At 64.5% G+C, this 17,637-nt stretch carries 15 protein-coding genes; 5 read left to right on the plus strand and 10 right to left on the minus strand.

Annotated elements, in window-relative coordinates; genetic code table 11:
* Nucleotides 1-158: 158 nt before the first annotated feature.
* Complete coding sequence (locus tag H2040_RS08315) at nucleotides 159-962, minus strand: TerC family protein (RefSeq protein ID WP_022698205.1); 804 nt, start codon at nucleotides 960-962, stop codon at nucleotides 159-161.
* 132 nt (nucleotides 963-1,094) lie between these two features.
* Between H2040_RS08315 and H2040_RS08320 the strand changes: the two genes are divergently transcribed.
* Nucleotides 1,095-2,525, plus strand: coding sequence for an ATP-binding protein (locus H2040_RS08320; protein ID WP_287156722.1), 1,431 nt, complete (start codon nucleotides 1,095-1,097; stop codon nucleotides 2,523-2,525).
* A 2-nt stretch (nucleotides 2,526-2,527) separates the two neighbouring features.
* On the opposite strand, the gene H2040_RS08325 is transcribed toward H2040_RS08320, so the two are convergent.
* The gene (locus H2040_RS08325; RefSeq protein WP_287156724.1) at nucleotides 2,528-4,744 is read right to left on the minus strand and encodes a primosomal protein N'; all 2,217 of its coding nucleotides are present in this window, start codon (nucleotides 4,742-4,744) and stop codon (nucleotides 2,528-2,530) included.
* On the opposite strand from H2040_RS08325, the gene H2040_RS08330 reads away from it, so the two are divergent.
* The 3 genes from H2040_RS08330 to H2040_RS08340 all read left to right on the plus strand — a co-directional run bounded on the left by H2040_RS08330 (nucleotide 4,743) and on the right by H2040_RS08340 (nucleotide 7,122).
* Nucleotides 4,743-5,423, plus strand: a complete 681-nt coding sequence (locus H2040_RS08330; protein ID WP_287156727.1) for a DUF484 family protein — start codon at nucleotides 4,743-4,745, stop codon at nucleotides 5,421-5,423. The two genes, H2040_RS08325 and H2040_RS08330, sit on opposite strands and share 2 nt — an antisense overlap.
* On the plus strand, nucleotides 5,408-6,346 hold the full coding sequence (locus tag H2040_RS08335; protein ID WP_287156729.1) for a tyrosine recombinase XerC: 939 nt from the start codon (nucleotides 5,408-5,410) through the stop codon (nucleotides 6,344-6,346). Before H2040_RS08330 ends, H2040_RS08335 begins: the two co-directional genes overlap by 16 nt.
* 89 nt (nucleotides 6,347-6,435) lie before the next feature.
* On the plus strand, nucleotides 6,436-7,122 hold the full coding sequence (locus tag H2040_RS08340) for a hypothetical protein (RefSeq protein ID WP_022698209.1): 687 nt from the start codon (nucleotides 6,436-6,438) through the stop codon (nucleotides 7,120-7,122).
* Nucleotides 7,123-7,125: 3 nt separating this feature from the next.
* Here H2040_RS08340 and H2040_RS08345 read toward each other — a convergent pair whose 3' ends face one another.
* From H2040_RS08345 to H2040_RS08380, 8 genes are all read right to left on the minus strand, one after another.
* Nucleotides 7,126-7,284 carry a hypothetical protein gene (locus tag H2040_RS08345; RefSeq protein ID WP_022698210.1) on the minus strand — a complete coding sequence of 53 codons (159 nt, stop codon included), beginning with the start codon at nucleotides 7,282-7,284 and terminating at the stop codon, nucleotides 7,126-7,128.
* Between the two features lie 282 nt (nucleotides 7,285-7,566).
* The gene (locus H2040_RS08350) at nucleotides 7,567-9,771 is read right to left on the minus strand and encodes a 3-hydroxyacyl-CoA dehydrogenase NAD-binding domain-containing protein (protein ID WP_287156733.1); all 2,205 of its coding nucleotides are present in this window, start codon (nucleotides 9,769-9,771) and stop codon (nucleotides 7,567-7,569) included.
* Nucleotides 9,764-10,033 carry a hypothetical protein gene (locus H2040_RS08355; protein ID WP_287156736.1) on the minus strand — a complete coding sequence of 90 codons (270 nt, stop codon included), beginning with the start codon at nucleotides 10,031-10,033 and terminating at the stop codon, nucleotides 9,764-9,766. The genes H2040_RS08350 and H2040_RS08355 overlap by 8 nt, the downstream gene beginning before the upstream one ends.
* A 4-nt stretch (nucleotides 10,034-10,037) precedes the next feature.
* Nucleotides 10,038-11,243, minus strand: a complete 1,206-nt coding sequence (locus H2040_RS08360; protein WP_287156737.1) for an acetyl-CoA C-acetyltransferase — start codon at nucleotides 11,241-11,243, stop codon at nucleotides 10,038-10,040.
* Complete coding sequence (locus H2040_RS08365) at nucleotides 11,240-11,680, minus strand: PaaI family thioesterase (RefSeq protein ID WP_022698215.1); 441 nt, start codon at nucleotides 11,678-11,680, stop codon at nucleotides 11,240-11,242. Before H2040_RS08365 ends, H2040_RS08360 begins: the two co-directional genes overlap by 4 nt.
* Nucleotides 11,677-12,843, minus strand: coding sequence for an acyl-CoA dehydrogenase family protein (locus tag H2040_RS08370; protein ID WP_022698216.1), 1,167 nt, complete (start codon nucleotides 12,841-12,843; stop codon nucleotides 11,677-11,679). Before H2040_RS08370 ends, H2040_RS08365 begins: the two co-directional genes overlap by 4 nt.
* Complete coding sequence (locus H2040_RS08375) at nucleotides 12,843-14,630, minus strand: acyl-CoA dehydrogenase C-terminal domain-containing protein (RefSeq protein ID WP_287156739.1); 1,788 nt, start codon at nucleotides 14,628-14,630, stop codon at nucleotides 12,843-12,845. The genes H2040_RS08370 and H2040_RS08375 overlap by 1 nt, the downstream gene beginning before the upstream one ends.
* 68 nt (nucleotides 14,631-14,698) lie before the next feature.
* Entirely contained in the window at nucleotides 14,699-15,166 is a 468-nt protein-coding gene (locus H2040_RS08380; RefSeq protein ID WP_022698218.1) for a MerR family transcriptional regulator, read from the minus strand.
* Between the two features lie 129 nt (nucleotides 15,167-15,295).
* Between H2040_RS08380 and H2040_RS08385 the strand changes: the two genes are divergently transcribed.
* Entirely contained in the window at nucleotides 15,296-17,470 is a 2,175-nt protein-coding gene (locus tag H2040_RS08385) for a prolyl oligopeptidase family serine peptidase (RefSeq protein ID WP_287156740.1), read from the plus strand.
* Nucleotides 17,471-17,637: the final 167 nt, after the last annotated feature.

The following is a 17,637-nucleotide window of genomic DNA, read 5'->3' on the forward strand; positions in this document are numbered from 1 at the left end:
TCCGGGACAAAAGGAAATCGGGAATTACGTTGCTGATACTGCAACCACAAGGGGTCTCAGCGGACTTATCCGCCAGCCCGGCGGGCTGATAGCATGGCCCCTTGTGACCGGCAAGCGGGCGATGGCGCCCTGTAACAGACGCCGTCCGCCCCGCGCCTCTATTCTGCCGCCGCCTTGCCTTTCCGCCGCGCCCGCGACGCCAGCACGTTCAGCACTTCCACGGTCAGCGAGAAGGCAATCGCAAAGTAGAGATAGCCGCGCGGAATATGGAAGCCCAGCCCGTCGGCCACAAGCGCCACGCCCACCAGCAGGATAAAGGCCAGGGCCAGCATCTTCGTCGTCGGGTGCTTTTCCAGGAAGCTGCTGATCGCCTTGGCGGAGAACACCATCACCGCCGTCGACAGCACAATGGCCACGATCATAACGCCAAGCCGCACGCCCGAACCTTCGTCGCCGCCCAGCTCCGAGGTCATGCCCAGCGCCGTCAGCACCGAATCCAGAGAGAACACGACATTGATGAAGGTCATCTGCATGACCACCGTCCAGAACGCCGATTTCTTTTTCGCCGCGCCGTGGCCGTGCTGGCCTTCCAGATTGTCGTGAATCTCGTCGGTGCCCTTCCACAACAGGAACAGGCCGCCAAACAGCAGGATCAGATCCTCCAGCGTCACCTGCACGAAGCTTTCGGGGTGGGAGTCGCCGCCCATGAAGTGCAGGAATTCCGGCATTTCAAACAGAGTCGCGTGGGAAAGCGAGGCCAGCCACACCAGTCCGAACAGCAGGACAATCCGCATCGCCGCGCCGGAATAGATGCCCAGATCCCGCGCCTTGGCCTGCTGGCCGTCCTTAACCCGCGTCGCGGCGACGGAGACGAAGACGACATTGTCTATGCCAAGGATGATTTCGAGAAATGTCAGGGTGAGCAGGCTCAGCCAGACTTCCGGTGACGCAATCCATTCCATCGGCTTTTACTCCCGCCCGAACGCAACTCTGACTTTCATCAAATGATTCTTTACTTCTCTAGCGCATTTTCTGTCACATTCGGACGGGGAAACATGAAAATTTCAGACGTTTTCACAGGCGGGCGGAACGCCATGCGCCTTGTTCTAATGGGGTCCGCGCTGGTCATTACCGTGGCCGCGGTCGGGGTCGCGGCCTTTGGCATGAACCGTCTTGTGGACGATCTTCAGGACGCCGCCGAACACCAGGCCAAGCTTTCGCAGGTCCAGCGGCAAGTCATGGCGCTGTCCTACGGCATGACCGACGCGGTGGAGCGCGCCGTCGAGGGCGACCGCGCCGCCATTGACCGCCATGACCAGCTCAGCCGGGAGCTGGACGACACCCTGACCGAACTTCTCTCCCTGTCGGTGGACGAGACCGGCGCGCGGATCGAACAGAGCCTGAACGCGGAACGCGAAGCCTATCTGGCGCTGGAAGACGTGGCCGTCGCCTTCGCGCGGCGCGGCGACTATACGCGCGCCGAGGAAATGTTGAGCGGCGAGTATCGCGACCTGAAGCTGGTCTATACGAACCGTCTGGACGAGGCGCTGGACTACGCCGCCAGCATCATGGATCTGGAGCTTCAGCGCGCGCGGTCGACCGCCACATGGCTGACCGCGATTGGCGGCATTGTTCTGATCGTCATCGCCATTCTATGGGGCCTGGTCGCCTATGACGCCCACGCCCAGCACCGCAAGTTGCTGATCGCCCGCCGCGCCCTGCAATCCCACAATGAACGCCTGGAGCGCGCCGTCGCCGAACGCACTGCCGATCTGGAATCGGCCAAGGAGCGCGCAGAACAGGCCAACCGCGCCAAGTCCGAATTCCTGGCCACGATGAGCCACGAAATCCGCACGCCGCTCAACGGCGTCATCGGCATGGCCGGCGCGCTGAAGCGCACCCAGCTGGAAGACAGCCAGCACAAGATGATCGAGGTGGTCGAAAATAGCGGGCAGACCCTGCTGGCCATTCTCAATGACGTGCTGGACCTGTCGCGCATCGAATCCGGACAGGTGGAGCTGGAGGAAGCGCCGTTCGAGGTCGACGAGATCGCCTCCGCCGCATCCGCTCTCTTCACGCCTCTGGCGCAGGAAAAGAATCTGGAATTCGCCATCACCGTCACCCCGGCCGCCCGCGGCATGTGGGTGGGCGATGCGCTGCGCCTGCGTCAGGTCCTCCACAATCTTCTGTCCAACGCCATGAAATTCACGTTGGAGGGCTCGGTCACCGGGCGCATCTCCACCTCCGGCGGCCACATGGTCGTGGAAGTGGCCGACACCGGCATCGGCATCAGCCAGGACCGGCAGGATGCGATTTTCGAACGCTTCACCCAGGCCGACAACTCCACCACCCGCAAATATGGCGGCACGGGTCTTGGCCTCGCCATTACCCGCAAGATCGCCAAGCTGATGGGCGGCGACGTCCAGCTTGAATCGGAAGAAGGCAAGGGCTCCACCTTCCGCGCCCGTCTTAAACTCAAGCGGGCCGAGCGCACGGCCGATCCGAAAGCCGCGCAGGCCGCCTGAACTCAGACGAAACTGTAAGGGTCGATATCGACCTGCACGCGGATTGAAGGCGGGATTTTCACCCGCGTCCGCCAAGCCGCGATATAGGCCGACAGATCAATCCCCGGATCGGCGCGCGCCAGAATCCGCCGCCTCCAGCGCCCGCGTATCACCGCGATGGGCGGCTCGGCCGGGCCGAAAATCTCCACCCCGTCCGTCACCGGCGCCGCCGCCGCCATGCGCCGCGACCACTGGTCCAGCTTCTCCTGATCCGGTCCCGACAGCACGATCGCGGCCAGCCGGCCGTATGGCGGCAGCCCGTAAGCCTGCCGGGCTTCCAGCTCCGCATCGATGAACGCATTGCGGTCGCCCGCGATCAGCGCCTGAATCGCCTCGTGCTCGGGCGCATAGGACTGGATCAGCGCCCGCCCCGGACGCGCCGCGCGCCCCGCGCGCCCCGCCACCTGCACCAGCAGCTGATAGGTGCGCTCCGCGGCGCGCAAATCCCCGCCCTTCAGCCCAAGATCGGCGTCGATCACGCCGACCAGCGTCAGATTCGGGAAATTATGCCCTTTCGCGGCGATCTGGGTGCCGACCAGAATATCGATCTCGCCCGCCTCCATCCGGCTGACCAGCCGCCGCACCTCGCCCGGCGCCTGCGCGCTGTCGGACGAAAACGTCTCCACGCGCGCCTCCGGGAAGCGCGCTTTCGCCTCTTCCTCGATGCGCTCCACGCCCGGCCCCACCGGGCGCAGCGTGTCTTCGGCCCCGCATTCCGGGCAGGTTTTCGGCTTGGGCATGGAAAACCCGGTCAGGTGACAGACCAGCCTTCCCGTGTAGCGGTGCTCGACCAGCCATGAATCGGTCTCGGGCGAGGTCATGCGGTGGCCGCACGCCTGGCAGATGACCAGCGGCGCATAGCCCCGCCGGTTCAGGAACAGCAGGCTCTGCTCGCCCCGCTCCAACGTCTCGGCCACCGCCTTGACCAGAGCCGGCGACAGCCAGTGGTCGCGCTCGGGCGGCTGCTCGCGCAGATTGATCGCCTCGGTTTGAGGCAGCGTCGCCGCGCCGGGCCGGGACGGCAGCTGCACATGCGCGTACCGCCCCCGCCGCGCGTTCACCAGCGTCTCCAGGGACGGCGTGGCGGACGTCAGAATGGCCGACGCGCCTGCGAATTTCGCCCGCGCCACCGCCAGGTCGCGGGCGTTATAGACCACCCCGTCATCCTGCTTGTAGGAGCCGTCATGCTCCTCATCGACCACGATCGCCTTGAGATCGGTGAAGGGCAGAAACAGCGCCGAACGCGCGCCCAGAACGATCCTCGCCCGTCCCTTGGCCACTTCCCGCCAGACTCGCCGCCGCTCCACCTGGCTGACATCGGAATGCCAGACGGCCGGCGCGGCCCCGAACCGCTCCGCGAAGCGGCGCGTCACCGCCTGTGTCAGCGCGATTTCCGGCAACAGGACCAGGCATTGCGCGCTGTCGCTGCGGCGCAGCGCCTCGGCGATCGCCTCGAAATAGACTTCCGTCTTGCCCGACCCGGTCACCCCGTCCAGCAGCACCGGGGCGTAGGCGTCCCGTTTCACCAGAGACACCAGCTCGTCCGCCGCGCGCTTCTGCCCGTCTGTCAGATTCATGCCGCTGCGGTCGGGATCGGGAATATCGAAGGGCGGATCCAGCCGCCGTTTGACCCGGCGCAGCGCCCCCGCCTTCTCCAGACCCGTCACCACGCCCGGACTCACCCCGGCGCGCCGGGCCAGATCGGCCGCCGTTCCCGCGTCCGCCGCCGCCTCGGCCAGCACGGCGGCGCGGGCCTCGGTGGCGCGCGGCGGCGTCTGACCCGTCGGTTCGAACACATCCTGCGTGCGCGGCTCGCCGGCGGAATCGCGATGGCGCAGCGCCATGCGCAGGAAAACCCCCGGCGGATGCACGGTGTAGCGGGCCGACCAGTCCAGAAACGCCCGTAATTCATCGGTCAGCGGCGGCGCGTCCTGCCGCGATTCGACGGCCTTCAGCGCCCGTTCGCCCTCATCGGGAACCACCTCCCAGACCACGCCGCGCTGCGACCGGCCGGACAAGGGGGCGATCACCACATCGCCTGCAGTCAGGTTCATCCCTTCCGGAATCGCATAATCAAAGGGTTCTGGCAGCGGCATCGGGAAAAGTATCCGCGCTTTAAGCGGTTTTCTCCGATCGGCTTGGCGCTTCTTTAACGCCTCGTCGTTTAGGGTCGCTGTCATGAATGGTGATCTCAATACTCTTCCGCGCCCATCCGATGACGAGGCGCTGGAGCTGGTCAAGTCCGTGCTGCTGGAAAACCCGCACTGGCTGACCGAGGATTCGGACCTGAACGCGCTGGCGCGCCGGGCCGGGGGGAATGTGGTTGATCTGGAAGCCGCGCGCGTGGCCCAGATTCAGGAACGCGCCCGCCGCATGGCCGACACGCATCAGGCGATTGTGGAAACCGCCCGCGCCAATCTGGCCGTGCAGTCGCAGGTTCACGCCGTCGTGCTGACCCTGATGAGCGCCGAATCGGCCGAGGAAGCCGATGAGCGTCTCAGCTGGATGCTGCGCGGCGCGCTGGGCGTGGATTGCGCGAAAGTGCTGGTCGAGGACCTGCCGGTTTCCGATGGCGCCTCCATCATGTCCGCCGAGGCCGGCCTGATCGAATCGACCATCGGCGTCAGCCGGTGGGAGCGTCTGGGCCGCATGGGCCGCGGCGCGCGCGTCATCTTCGGCGACGACACCGACCGCCTGCGGTCCGAGGCGATCATCCGCCTGGACATCAATGGCCGCCGCGGCCTGATGGCCCTTGGCTCGCTCGATCCCGAGACTTTCCGCGAGGATAACGGCACCGAGCTGCTCAATTTCCTCGCCCGCGTTCTGGAGCGCAGGCTGGGGGAATGGCTGTCGCGCTAGATCTTTCCGCGGAAGAGGCGCTGTCGCGTTTCGTGACGCATATTCGGGACGAACGCCGCCTCAGCCCGAAAACCGTCGACGCCTATCTCTCGGATCTCTCCGCCTTCTTCGCTTTCCTGCGGGATCATCTTGGCGGGCCGGTGACGCTTGGCGCGGTCGCAAGGCTGGAGGCGCGTGACGTTCGCGCCTATCTCGCCAGACGCCGCTCCGGTCCGGACCCGCTGTCCACGCGCTCGCTTTCGCGGCAAGTCTCCTCGATCCGCGCTTTCGTGCGCTTCGCCGTGCGGCGGCTGGGCGTAAAGGCGGATGGCCTCAACGATCTCCGCGCCCCCCGGTTCGCCCGGTCCAAGCCGCGCCCGGTCAGCCCCGCCGCCGCGCGGGAACTGATCGAGGCGGCCTCGGACCAGACCGTCACGCAGTGGATCGCCGCGAGGGACGCCGCCCTGATCACGCTTTTATACGGCGCGGGCCTGCGCATATCGGAGGCCCTGTCCCTGACCGGCGCGGACCTGCCCCTGGGCGAGGCGATCCGCGTCACCGGCAAGGGCGGCAAGGCGCGCGTCGTGCCGGTCCTGAAGGCCGCCCGCGACGCCGTGGCCGACTATGAAAATAAATGCCCCTATGCGCTGGACGGCGAGCAGCCCGTGTTCCGCGGCGCCCGCGGCGGGCCCTTGAACCCGCGTCAGGCCCAGCGCCTGATGCAGAACCTGCGCGGCCAGCTGGGCCTGCCGGACAGCGCCACCCCGCACGCCCTGCGCCACGCCTTCGCCACCCACCTTCTGGCCGGCGGCGGCGATCTCCGCACCATTCAGGAATTGCTGGGCCATGCCAGCCTGTCGACCACGCAAGTCTATGCGGAAATTGACGCAGCGGGCCTGATGTCGGTCTATGACCGCGCTCATCCGCGCGCGCGGAAAGGCTGACGCAGCCATCGCCTCTTGGCGAAATGCGCTTTCCTCCTCTAAAGAGGGCGCACAGGGGACATGACTTTTAAGACTTGGACTGTTTGCCAATGACCACGCTACGCATGGCTTTCGCCGCATTTTTGCTTTCCGCCGGCTCCGCCGCCGCGGTTCCCGTGGTTACCGACGACTGGGATTACGACCGGAATTACGACAATTTCGACGACTCCCTGTCCACCGTCGCCTGGACCGAACAGTCGGAGGGTTTGAACCGCATTCGCGTTCAGGTCCGTTGCGACGCCTTTCAGGGCCTGTCCGCCGCGGTCAGCTTCCCGCAATATATCGCCGCCGCCGCGACGCCGGTGCGCTACCGCGTCGATGACGGGGAGATCGTGACCGAGACCTGGTACGCCGCCGAGGATGACCGCGCCATGCTGGTCGCCCCGAACCCCGAAACCTTTGCCTGGCGGATGATCAAGGGCCGCCGCCTGTTCATCGAGGCGCAGAAGGATCGCGGCGATCCCATCCGCCTGACCTTCACGACCGGCGGCGCGGACGCGGAAATCTATCGCGTCATGCGCGACTGCAATGTCTATGACGACCGTCTGGTCGACGATATTCCGCTGTTCGGTGATTTTATCGGCGGCGCGCTGGACCCGAAAAAGCCGGGCGAGGAAGGCGAATACCTTCAGCGTTCGAAGGAAGAAAAGCGTCAGCAGCGCAATACGCGAACGCCGAACACGCTTTCAGACGTGTTCGGCGGCATGTTCGGTCGCGACAAGGATAAAAAGGACTAGGCCCTAGTCCTTCTTCTTTTTCTTGTCGTCCTCTTCGTCGGGATCGTCCGGCGCGGGCGGCATATAGCTCGGCGGATCGGACGCCGGGAACGTCTCGTCGAGACTTTCGTCGATCTCTTCTTCGCGGGACTTGTCGTCCTTGGGTTTCTTCGGATCACTCATGGATCGAGCCTCCTTCGGGGCGGTTTTTGTTCACCGGTTGAACGCATCGTCGCCCAAAAGGCTCCATCGGCCGCGCGCCTGTCTGCATATCACCGCAAGGAAAAAGGCCGGGCGTGTGCGCCCGGCCTTTCTTCATTCTTCCTCATCACCCGGCGCGGGGTCGTCCCGGTCTGAACCGGGCGCCGTCGCCGTGGGCGGATCGGAGGCGGGGAAGGACTCGTCGAGCCCCTCCTCCAACTCCTCGTCAGGCGGCATGACGTCCCTGCCCTTGCCGGACACGGGTCAGGCCGCCTTCTTCTCGTCGCGGCCAAAGCGGCCATAGAAGGTCTCGCCCTTGCCGGCCATCTCGCGCAGAAGCTCGGGAACCTCGAACGGATCGCCATACTTGGCTTCCAGCTCATCGGCCCGTTTCACGAAGGCTTCCGTTCCCACCGTATCGATGAAGCTCAGCACGCCGCCCGTGAAAGGCGCATAGCCCCAGCCGAGGATGGAGCCGACATCGGCTTCCCGCGGATCGTCCACGATGCCCTCTTCCATGCAGCGCGCCGCCTCGATGGCCTGCGAATACAGGACGCGGTCGCGGATCAGGTCCGTGGAGGGCTGTTTCTTCTCCGGCAGCACGCCGTCCTTGGCGAACTGGTCCAGCTCTTCCCAGAGACGTTTCTTGCCGCCTTCCGGATAGATATAGAAGCCCTTGCCGTTCTTGCGGCCCATGCGGTCGGCCTCGTACATCACCGTCAGGATGCGCTCGGTCGGACCGTCGGCCGCCTCCGGGCCCATATCCTTCTTGGTGGCCTGCAGCACCTTGTAGCCAAGATCGATGGCGACCTCGTCCTGAAGGGAAAGCGGCCCCACCGGCATGCCGGCCATCTTCGAGCCGTTCTCGATCAGCGCGGGAAGATAGCCTTCCTCCAGCATATGCATGCCCTGCTGGATATAGCGCATGACGCAACGGTTCGCGTAGAAGCCGCGCGTATCCTCGACCACGATCGGGGTCTTCTTGATCTGGGCGACGAAATCGATGGCGACGCTGATCGCCTTGTCGCCCGTCTTGTCGCCCTTGATCAGCTCGACCAGCATCATCTTCTCGACCGGCGAGAAGAAGTGCACGCCGATGAAGCGGTCCTGATCGGCGCCGTATTCGGCCAGCGAGGAGATCGGCAGGGTCGAGGTATTGGACCCGACAATCGTGTCCGGGCCGACCGACTCGTAGATCTTCTTGATCACCGGCTCCTTGACGTCGCGCGCCTCGAAGACCGCCTCGACCACGATGTCCGCGTCCTTCAGGCCGGAATAGTCCGTGGTCGCGGTAACGCGGCCCAGTATCTCGGCCTTTTTCTCCTCGGTCATCTTCTTGCGCTCGACGCGCTTGGCCAGGTCCTTCTCGATATGCTGGTAGCCGCGGTCCGCGCCGTCCTGGTCCTTGTCGATCAGGATGACCTCGATCCCGGCCTGGGCGGAGACATTGGCCACGCCCGCGCCCATGAAGCCCGCGCCGACGACGCCGATCTTCTTGATTTTCTTGGACTCCTGACCCGCCGGGCGCGCCGCGCCCTTCTCCAGCGCCTGTTTGGACAGGAAGATGGAGCGGATCATGTTGCGGCTTTCGGGGCGCATCAGCAGCTTGGCGAAATACCGGCTCTCAATCCGCAGACCGGAATCGATATCCAGCTGCAGGCCCTCATAGACGCAGGACAGGATGAAGCGCTGGGCCGGGTAATTGCCCCAGGTATTCTTGCGCAGCATGGAGGCCGCGCCCATGAAAACCTGCGCGCCGGACGGATGGTAAGGTCCGCCGCCCGGAATCTTGAACTTGTCCTGGTCCCACGGCGCCTTGGCCTCCGGATTGGCTTTCACCCAGTCCTTGGCCTTCTGGACGATCTGATCGCCCGGCGCAGTGTCCACCAGGCCCAGCTCCGCGGCCTTCTCCACGCGGATCTGCTTGCCCTGCAGCATCAGGTCAAAGGCGTTCATCGCCCCGACAAGGCGCGGCAGGCGCTGCGTGCCGCCGCCGCCCGGCAGGACGCCGACCATGGCTTCGGGAAGGCCGACTTTCAGCTTCGGATTGTCATTCGCGGCCACGCGGTAATGGCAGGCCAGCGTGATCTCGAACCCGCCGCCCAGCGCCAGGCCGTTGATGGCCGCGGCGATCGGCTTGCCGCAGGTTTCCAGACCGCGCAGCGTCTTGTTCAGACGGAAGGCGCTGTCGAAGATTTCCTGTTTCAGCTCGTCTTCCGACTTGGCGGCGCCGGACCCGCCGAACAGGCCGCCGCCCATTTCGCCAAGATCGGCCCCGGCGCAGAAGCCGGACGCCTTGCCGGACGTGATCACCGCGCCCTTGATGGCGTCGTCGCTGGCGATCTTCTCGGCCAGTTCGTCGATCTCGCCAATCACTTCATTGGTCAGCGTGTTCATGGACCGGCCCGGCACGTCGAACGTGACCAGCGCGATGCCGTCATTGTCGATGTCGATGGTGAAATTATTCATCTGTCTCGTCCTTTCCGCCCGTCGGGCGGTCTTTCTCAATCAGTTGCGCGCCGAAGGCGGGGGACAGCGCGATGCCGATCCCCAAGCCAAGGGCCGGCCCCATCGCCACGCCCAGCGCGAGATTGTCCAACATCAAGCCAAACAGCAGGCCGAACGACACACCAATCGCAATGCCCACGCCGATCCCGATGGGCAGGCCACGCTGGAAGGCGGCCTGCTGACGTTCGCGTTGCTCGTCGTTTGTGTCTTTCCGGCCCGCCATGGGGTTACACCCGCTCGATGATCGTCGCGGTGCCCATGCCGCCGCCGACGCAGAGCGTCACAAGGGCGGTTTCCTTGCCCGTGCGCTCCAGCTCGTCGAGGACGGTGCCCAGGATCATCGCCCCGGTCGCGCCCAGCGGGTGGCCCATGGCGATGGCGCCGCCATTCACGTTCATCTTGTCGTGGTCGATGTCATAGGCCTGCATCAGGCGCAGGACGACAGAGGCGAACGCCTCGTTCAGCTCCCAGATATCGATGTCCTTGGCCTTCATGCCGGCCTTGTCGAGCACTTTCTGGGTCACCGTCACCGGGCCGGTCAGCATGATCGTCGGTTCGGAGCCGATGGAGGCCATCGCCTTGATCCGGGCGCGGGGCTTCAGGCCCGCCGCCTTGCCGGCGTCCTTGGACCCGACCAGTACCGCCGCGGCGCCGTCCACGATGCCCGAGGAGTTGGCCGGCGTATGGACGTAGTTGATCGCCTCGACTTCCGGGTAGCGCTGGATGGCCACGCTATCGAGGCCCGCAAATTCCGCCAGCCCCTGGAAGGACGGGTTCAGCGACCCCAGCGACTGCATGTCGGAATCCGGGCGCATATGCTCGTCATGGTCAAGCTGGGTCAGGCCCAGCTGGTTCTTCACCGGAACGATGGAGTTCTTGAACCGGCCCTCGTCCCAGGCCTTGGCCGCGCGCTTCTGGCTCTCCACCGCATAGGCGTCCACGTCATCGCGGGAGAAGCCGTACTTGGTGGCGATCAGGTCGGCAGAGATGCCCTGCGGGACCATGTAATGGTCGAAGCTCATCTCCGGGTCGGACATCATCGCGCCGCCGTCGGAGCCCATGGGCACGCGGCTCATGGATTCCACGCCGCCGCCGATGGCGAAATCGGCCTCGCCCGACATCACCTTGGCCGCCGCCATGTTGGTGGCTTCCAGGCCGGAAGCGCAGAAGCGGTTGATCTGCACGCCCGCTGTCGTCTGCGCGTACTCAGCGTTGATGACCGAGGCGCGGGCGATATCGGCGCCCTGCTCGCCCACCGGCGAGACGCAGCCCAGCACGACGTCGTCCACTTTGGACGTGTCCAGCTCGTTCCGGTCGCGGATCGCTTCCAGCATCTGGGTGGACAGGGACAGCGCCGTAATCTCGTGCAGCGCGCCGTTCTTCTTCTTGCCGCGCGGCGTGCGCACGGCGTCGTAAATATAAGCCTTGGTCATGCGGAGGCCTCCAGTGTCTCGGGGGTATTGTTCTGCAAAGGCATCACGGCGGAGCTGCAGGTCGCCCGGGCGCACAGGCGGCCGCGGGAATCGAACAGTTCGGATTCGCCGAAAGCGATGGTGCGGCCCATCTGGGTCACGCGCGCCTTCACCGTGATGGGGCCCGGTTTCACGGGCCGCAGGAAATGGGTGTGCAAGTCGATGGTCGGGGCGAATTTCTCGCCGTTTGAAACGATCACCATGGCCGGCCCCATCGTGTCGTCCATCATGGCGGCCAGCATGCCGCCCTGGACATTGCCGGTCGGGTTGGTGAAGTCCTCCCGCCCCACAAAGCTCAGCGTCAGCTCGCCCTTCTCGGCGTCGAACGACTCGAACTTCCAGCCGAGCAAATCGGCCAGCTTGGGCTTGGGCAGCTTGCGGAGGACTTCAGGGTTCACAGCGTCCTCGAAATCAGCAGTTTCATGATCTCGTTGGTGCCGCCATAGATGCGCTGGACGCGGGCGTCGCGCCACATCCGGGCGACCGGATACTCGTTCATATAGCCGTATCCGCCGTGAAGCTGCACGCATTCGTCGATGACTTCGCATTGCGTGTCCGTGACCCAGTACTTGGCCATCGACGCCGTCGCCGCATCCAGGGTTCCTTCCAGCAGCCGTTTTGAGCAGTCGTGGCAGAAGCTCTCGGCGATGGTCGCCTTGGTCTTCATCTCGGCAAGCTTGAACTGGGTGTTCTGGAACGCGATCACCGGCTTCCCGAAGGCGTGGCGTTCCTTGACGTAGGCGATGGTCTCGGCCAGCGCCCGCTTCATCATGCCCACGCCCTGGACCGCGATCTGCAGGCGCTCCTGCGGCAGCTGCTCCATCAGCTGGATGAAGCCCTGTCCCTCGACTTCGCCCAGCAGGCTGTCGGCCGGCAGGAAGCAATTGTCGAAGAACAGCTCGGCCGTGTCCTGACCCTTCAGGCCGACCTTGTCGAGCATGCGCCCGCGCTTGAAGCCTTCCAGTTCGTCCGTTTCCACCAGGAACAGCGAGGTGCCTTTCGCGCCCTCGCTCGGGTCGGTCTTGGCGACCACCACGACAAAGTTCGCCGTGCCGCCATTGGTGATGAAGGTTTTCTGGCCGTTCAGGCGATAGCCGTTGCCGTCCTTCACCGCGGTCGTCTTGATGCCCTGCAGGTCGGACCCGGCGGCGGGCTCGGACATGGCGATGGCGCCGACATATTCGCCGGAGACCAGCTTGGGCAGCAGCTTTTCCTTCTGCCCGTCCGTGCCGTATTCCCAGACATAAGGCGCCACGATGGAGTTGTGCAGCGAGGCGCCCCAGCCATCGACGCCCATCTCGGCCACCGCCATGTGGAACACATAGTCATGGCGCCAGTCGCCGCCGGCGCCGCCATATTCCTCAGGACAGGCGGGAACCAGGATCCCGGCCTCGCCGGCCTTGTTCCAGACCTCGCGGTCGACCTTGCCTTCCTTCTCCCAGCGTTCGCCGTTCGGCAGGACTTCCTTTTCGATGAAGCCGCGCACCGCGTCCTCGAAGATGTTCACGTCCTCCTGGTCCAGCCAGTCGGGACGGGGATTGCTCAGCACGTTCAGGGACATCAAAAGGCCTCCGCTTCCAGCGCCATGACCGGCTCCGCCCCGGCCTTCACCTTGGCCAGCAGCGTTTCGGTCTCGGGCAGCATCCGGGCCACGAAATAGCGCCCGGTCTTGAGTTTCGTGTCGTAGAAAGGATCGCCGCCGCCGGCCTTGGCCAGCGCGGTCTTGGCCATCTTCGCCCACATATAGGCCAGCGCCGTGTAGCCGAAGAGCTCCAGGAAATCGTGGCTGGCGGCCCCGGCATTGTTGAAGTCGGTCAAGCCGTTCTCCATCAGCCAGTTCACGCCTTGCGACAGCCGTTCCTTGGACGTTTTCACGCCCTCGACGAACGGGCGCATCGCCTCGTCGCCTTCATGCTCGGCGGCGAACGCGTCCAGCTCTTCCAGGAAGGTGAAGATCGGGCGGCCGCCCTCCATGGCCAGCTTGCGGCCGACCAGGTCCAGCGCCTGAACGCCGTTCGTGCCCTCATAGATCATGGAAATCCGGCTATCGCGCAGGAACTGGGCGACGCCCGTTTCCTCCACATAGCCCATGCCGCCATGCACCTGCACGGCCTGCGAGACGGAGTCGAAGCCCTTGCCGGTCAGGAAGGCTTTCACCACCGGCGTCATCAGCGCCATGTAGTCGCCGGCCTTGCGGCGGGTCTCGTCATCCTCTGCGTGCTCTTCCAGATCGCCGTAAAGCGCGACCCACAGGGCGAACGCCCGCGCGCCTTCCACAAAGGCTTTCTGATCCATCAGCATGCGGCGCACGTCCGGGTGGACGATGATCGGATCGGCCGGCTTGTCCGGGTATTTCGGGCCGGTCAGCGCGCGGCCCTGCACGCGGTCGCGGGCGAACTCGGCGGCGTTCTGATAGGCGACCTCCGCCTGCGCCAGACCCTGCAGACCAGTGCCGATGCGCGCGCGGTTCATCATGATGAACATGACCTTCAGGCCCTTGTTCTCCTCGCCGACCAGCCAGCCCTTCGCGCCCTCATAATTCATGACGCATGTGGCGTTGCCGTGAATGCCCATCTTCTCTTCAAGGCCGCCGCAATAGACATCGTTGCGATCGCCGAGCGAGCCGTCGTCATTGACGTGGAATTTCGGCACCACGAACAGCGAAATGCCTTTCGTGCCCTTCGGCGCGCCTTCGATCCGGGCCAGCACCAGGTGGACGATATTTTCGGCCAGGTCGTGCTCGCCGGAGGAAATCCAGATCTTCTGGCCGGTGATGGAATAGGAGCCATCGCCGTTCGGGACGGCCTTGGATTTCAGCATCCCCAGATCCGTGCCGCAGTGCGGCTCGGTCAGGTTCATCGTGCCGCCCCACTGGCCGGAGACCATGTTGGGCACATATTTCTTGATCTGCTCTTGCGTGCCCCCGGACAGCAGCGCTTCCGCCGCGCCCGCGGTCAGACCCGGATACATGCCGAACGCCATGCAGGCGGACGACACCATTTCGCTGACCGCGATGGACAGCACGCCCGGCAGGCCCTGCCCGCCGTGCTCGGCCGGGAAGCCCAGCCCCATCCAGCCATTCTGGCTCATCGTGTCATAGGCGTTCTTGAAGCCGTCCGGCGTCTTCACCGAATGGTCGTCGCCATTATAGGCGCAGCCCTGCGTGTCGGAGACGCGGTTCAGGGGGGCGACCACGCCTTCCGCGAACTTCGCGCCTTCGTCCAGGATCGCGTCGCGCAGATCGGACGTGGCGTCGGAAAAGCCCGGAAGATTGGAATATTTGTCGAGGTCCAGGACCTCGCTCATCAGGAATTTCATTTCCTGAACGGGCGCTTTGTACATCGGCATGGCGTGTCTTCCCCTGTTAATCGCAATCGCGCCGCCGGCAGGGGCGACCCGGCGTTTAAGAAAATTCTCTAGTTCGAGCCCATCGTGGCAAGATCCGATTCAAGCCGCGCCTTGGCCAGCGCCTCGAATGCGCGGGCGGAGCGTTTCAGCTCCTCCGGCGGCTCCTTGTCGGCCAGCTTGGTTTCCAGCCACTCGCAACCGGCTTTCAGCTCGTCGATCGCCGCATCAATATCCTTGCGGCGCTGTTTCAGGTCGTCGATGCGCTGTTCCAACCGGCGATGCGCCTCGCGCATCTGGGTCTTCAGCCCCTCAAGCTGGTCGAGATCCAGCAATTCCCGGATTTCCTCCAGCGTAAACCCGACGCTCTTTCCCCGCAGGATAATGGCGAGGCGCGCCCGGTCGGCGGCCGAATAGACCCGGTTCTGACCGGACCGCGCGGGCTTGAGAAGGCCGCGATCCTCGTAAAAGCGCAAGGCGCGCGGCGTAATGCCGAATTCGGCGGCGAGCTGGGAAATGCTATAGGTTTGGGCAGTCATCGCGGCGGAGCCTACCTAACGCTTACGTTAAGGGCAAGACCTTACCGATGCGTCATTTTGCGCCACGGCCCATTGGCTCTAGATTGCGCGCAAGCTGCCAATAACAACCTGGATGGGGAGACGCATTTGATGCGCGCCATAGCCTTTCTGACTGTCCTGACCCTGCCGCTGGCCGCCGCCGCGCAGGAGGCCGGAACGCCCTACCCGCAGTCCCGCACGGTGGACGTTTCGGACGATTATCACGGTACCAGCGTCGCCGACCCCTATCGCTGGCTGGAAGATGACGTGCGCGAGAGCGCCGACGTCGCCGCCTGGGTGCAGGCGGAGAGCGAATTCACCAACGCCTTCCTGGATTCCATTGGCGGGCGCGAAGCCATCGCCGGCCGCATGACCGCGCTTTGGGATTTCGACGCCTACTCGCTGGCCGAGAAGAAGGGCGGACGCATCTTCTTCCGCAAACGCAGCGAGGGCGAGGACCAGTCCGTCCTCTACGTGATGGACGAGGCCGGCGCCGAACCGCGCGAACTGATCGACCCCAATGAGTGGTCCGATGACGGCACCATCGCCTTGGCCGAAATCAAGCCCTCCCCCGACGGCTCGCAACTGCTCTACACGATCCAGGACGGCGGAACGGACTGGCGCACGGCAAAGGTGCTGGACGTGGAAACCGGCGAGGTGATGTCCGACACGGTCGAGTGGATCAAGTTCTCCGGGCTCGACTGGGCGCCGGACGGATCGGGCTTCTATTACAGCCGCTATCCCGCCCCGGAAGAAGGCGCGAAATTCCAGAACCTGAATTACGACCACAAGGTCTATTTCCACGAACTGGGCGACGGTCAGGCGGATGACACGCTGATCTATGACCGTCCCGAAGAACCCGATGTCAGCCTGTCGGCCGAAATCAGCGATGATGGCGAATGGATCGTCGTCACCGCCTCGAAAGGCACGGACGAGGCATACGAGATCATGATCCGCCGCGTTGGCCAGCCCGACGCCGAATTCTTCAAGCTGTTCGGCGGGTTCAAGGACGAGTTCGCCCTTATCGGTTCGGCCAATAACCGTCTCTATTTCCGCACCAATCGCGGCGCGCCCAGAGGCAAGATCATCGCGGTCGTGCCCAATGGCGAGCAGACCGTCTCCGCCGAGATTGTGCCGGAAAGCGAAAATACGCTGATTGACGCCTCGGTGGTTGGCGACAGGATCATCGCCGAATATCTGATCGATGCGAAAAGCGCGGCTCTGGTCTACGCCATGGACGGCGTTTGGGAAGGCCAGGTCGACCTGCCGGGCCTTGGCGAGGCTTCCGGCTTCAACGGCAAGTACGGCGATCCGGAAACCTTCTACGCCTTCCAGAGCTTCCGCCGCCCGGAAACCATCTACAGCTATAATGTGGAGACCGGCGAGAGCGAGGAACTGTTCGCCCCGGACCTGCCCTATGATCCGGACGATTATGTCATCGAACAGGTCTTCTACGAGTCGAAGGACGGCGCGGAGATCCCGATGTTCATCGCCCGCCGGGCCGACATCGAACTGGATGAGCCCCGCCCGGCTTTGCTCTATGGCTATGGCGGTTTCAACATCTCCTATACCTCCCGCTTCTTCCCGCAATTCCTGACATGGATGGACATGGGCGGGGTCTTCGCCAACGCGAATATTCGCGGCGGCGGGGAGTACGGCAAGGAATGGCACGACGCCGGCCGGCTGGATAACAAGCAGAACGTGTTCGACGATTTCATCGCCGCCGGCGAGTATCTGATCGCCGAAGGGATCACGACCTCCGAACAGCTCGGCGTTCATGGCCGCTCCAATGGCGGCCTGCTGGTCGGCGCGGTGGTTAATCAGCGCCCGGACCTGATGGCGGTCGGCCTGCCGACCGTGGGCGTGATGGACATGCTGCGCTTCAACCAGTTCACCGCCGGCCGCTTCTGGACCGACGATTACGGCGATCCAGGCGTCGCCGACGATTTCGAGACGCTCTACGCCTATTCGCCGTATCACAATATCGATGCGGACGCGGACTATCCGGCGATCCTGGCCACCACGGCGGACACGGACGACCGCGTCGTGCCGGGCCACACCTTCAAATATATCGCCCGGCTGCAGGCCGCTCAGGGCGGCGACATCCCGGCTGACGGCCAGCCCGTCCTCGCCCGGATCGAAACCCGCGCCGGCCACGGCTCAGGCAAGCCGAAATCCAAGCTGATCGAGGAATATTCCGACCAGCTCGCCTTCCTCGCCCACTTCACCGGGCTGGAGGTTCCGGAAACGGAGGACGCCGGCGGAGACATGGAAGAGTCGAACTAGCCTCTCCACAACACTAATCCCCTCTCCCCCTCGTGGGGAGAGGGTTAGGGTGAGGGGGGCGTCTAACACGTCCACCAACCCGGAAATTTGACCGCCCCACTCCTCGATCCTCTCCCCACCCGGGGGAGAGGAAGCTCTACTTCAACGCCTCGACAACATCCGCGCTG

This window comes from Euryhalocaulis sp. (assembly GCF_013911995.1).
GTDB classification, from domain to species: Bacteria; Pseudomonadota; Alphaproteobacteria; order Caulobacterales; family Maricaulaceae; genus Euryhalocaulis; species Euryhalocaulis caribicus.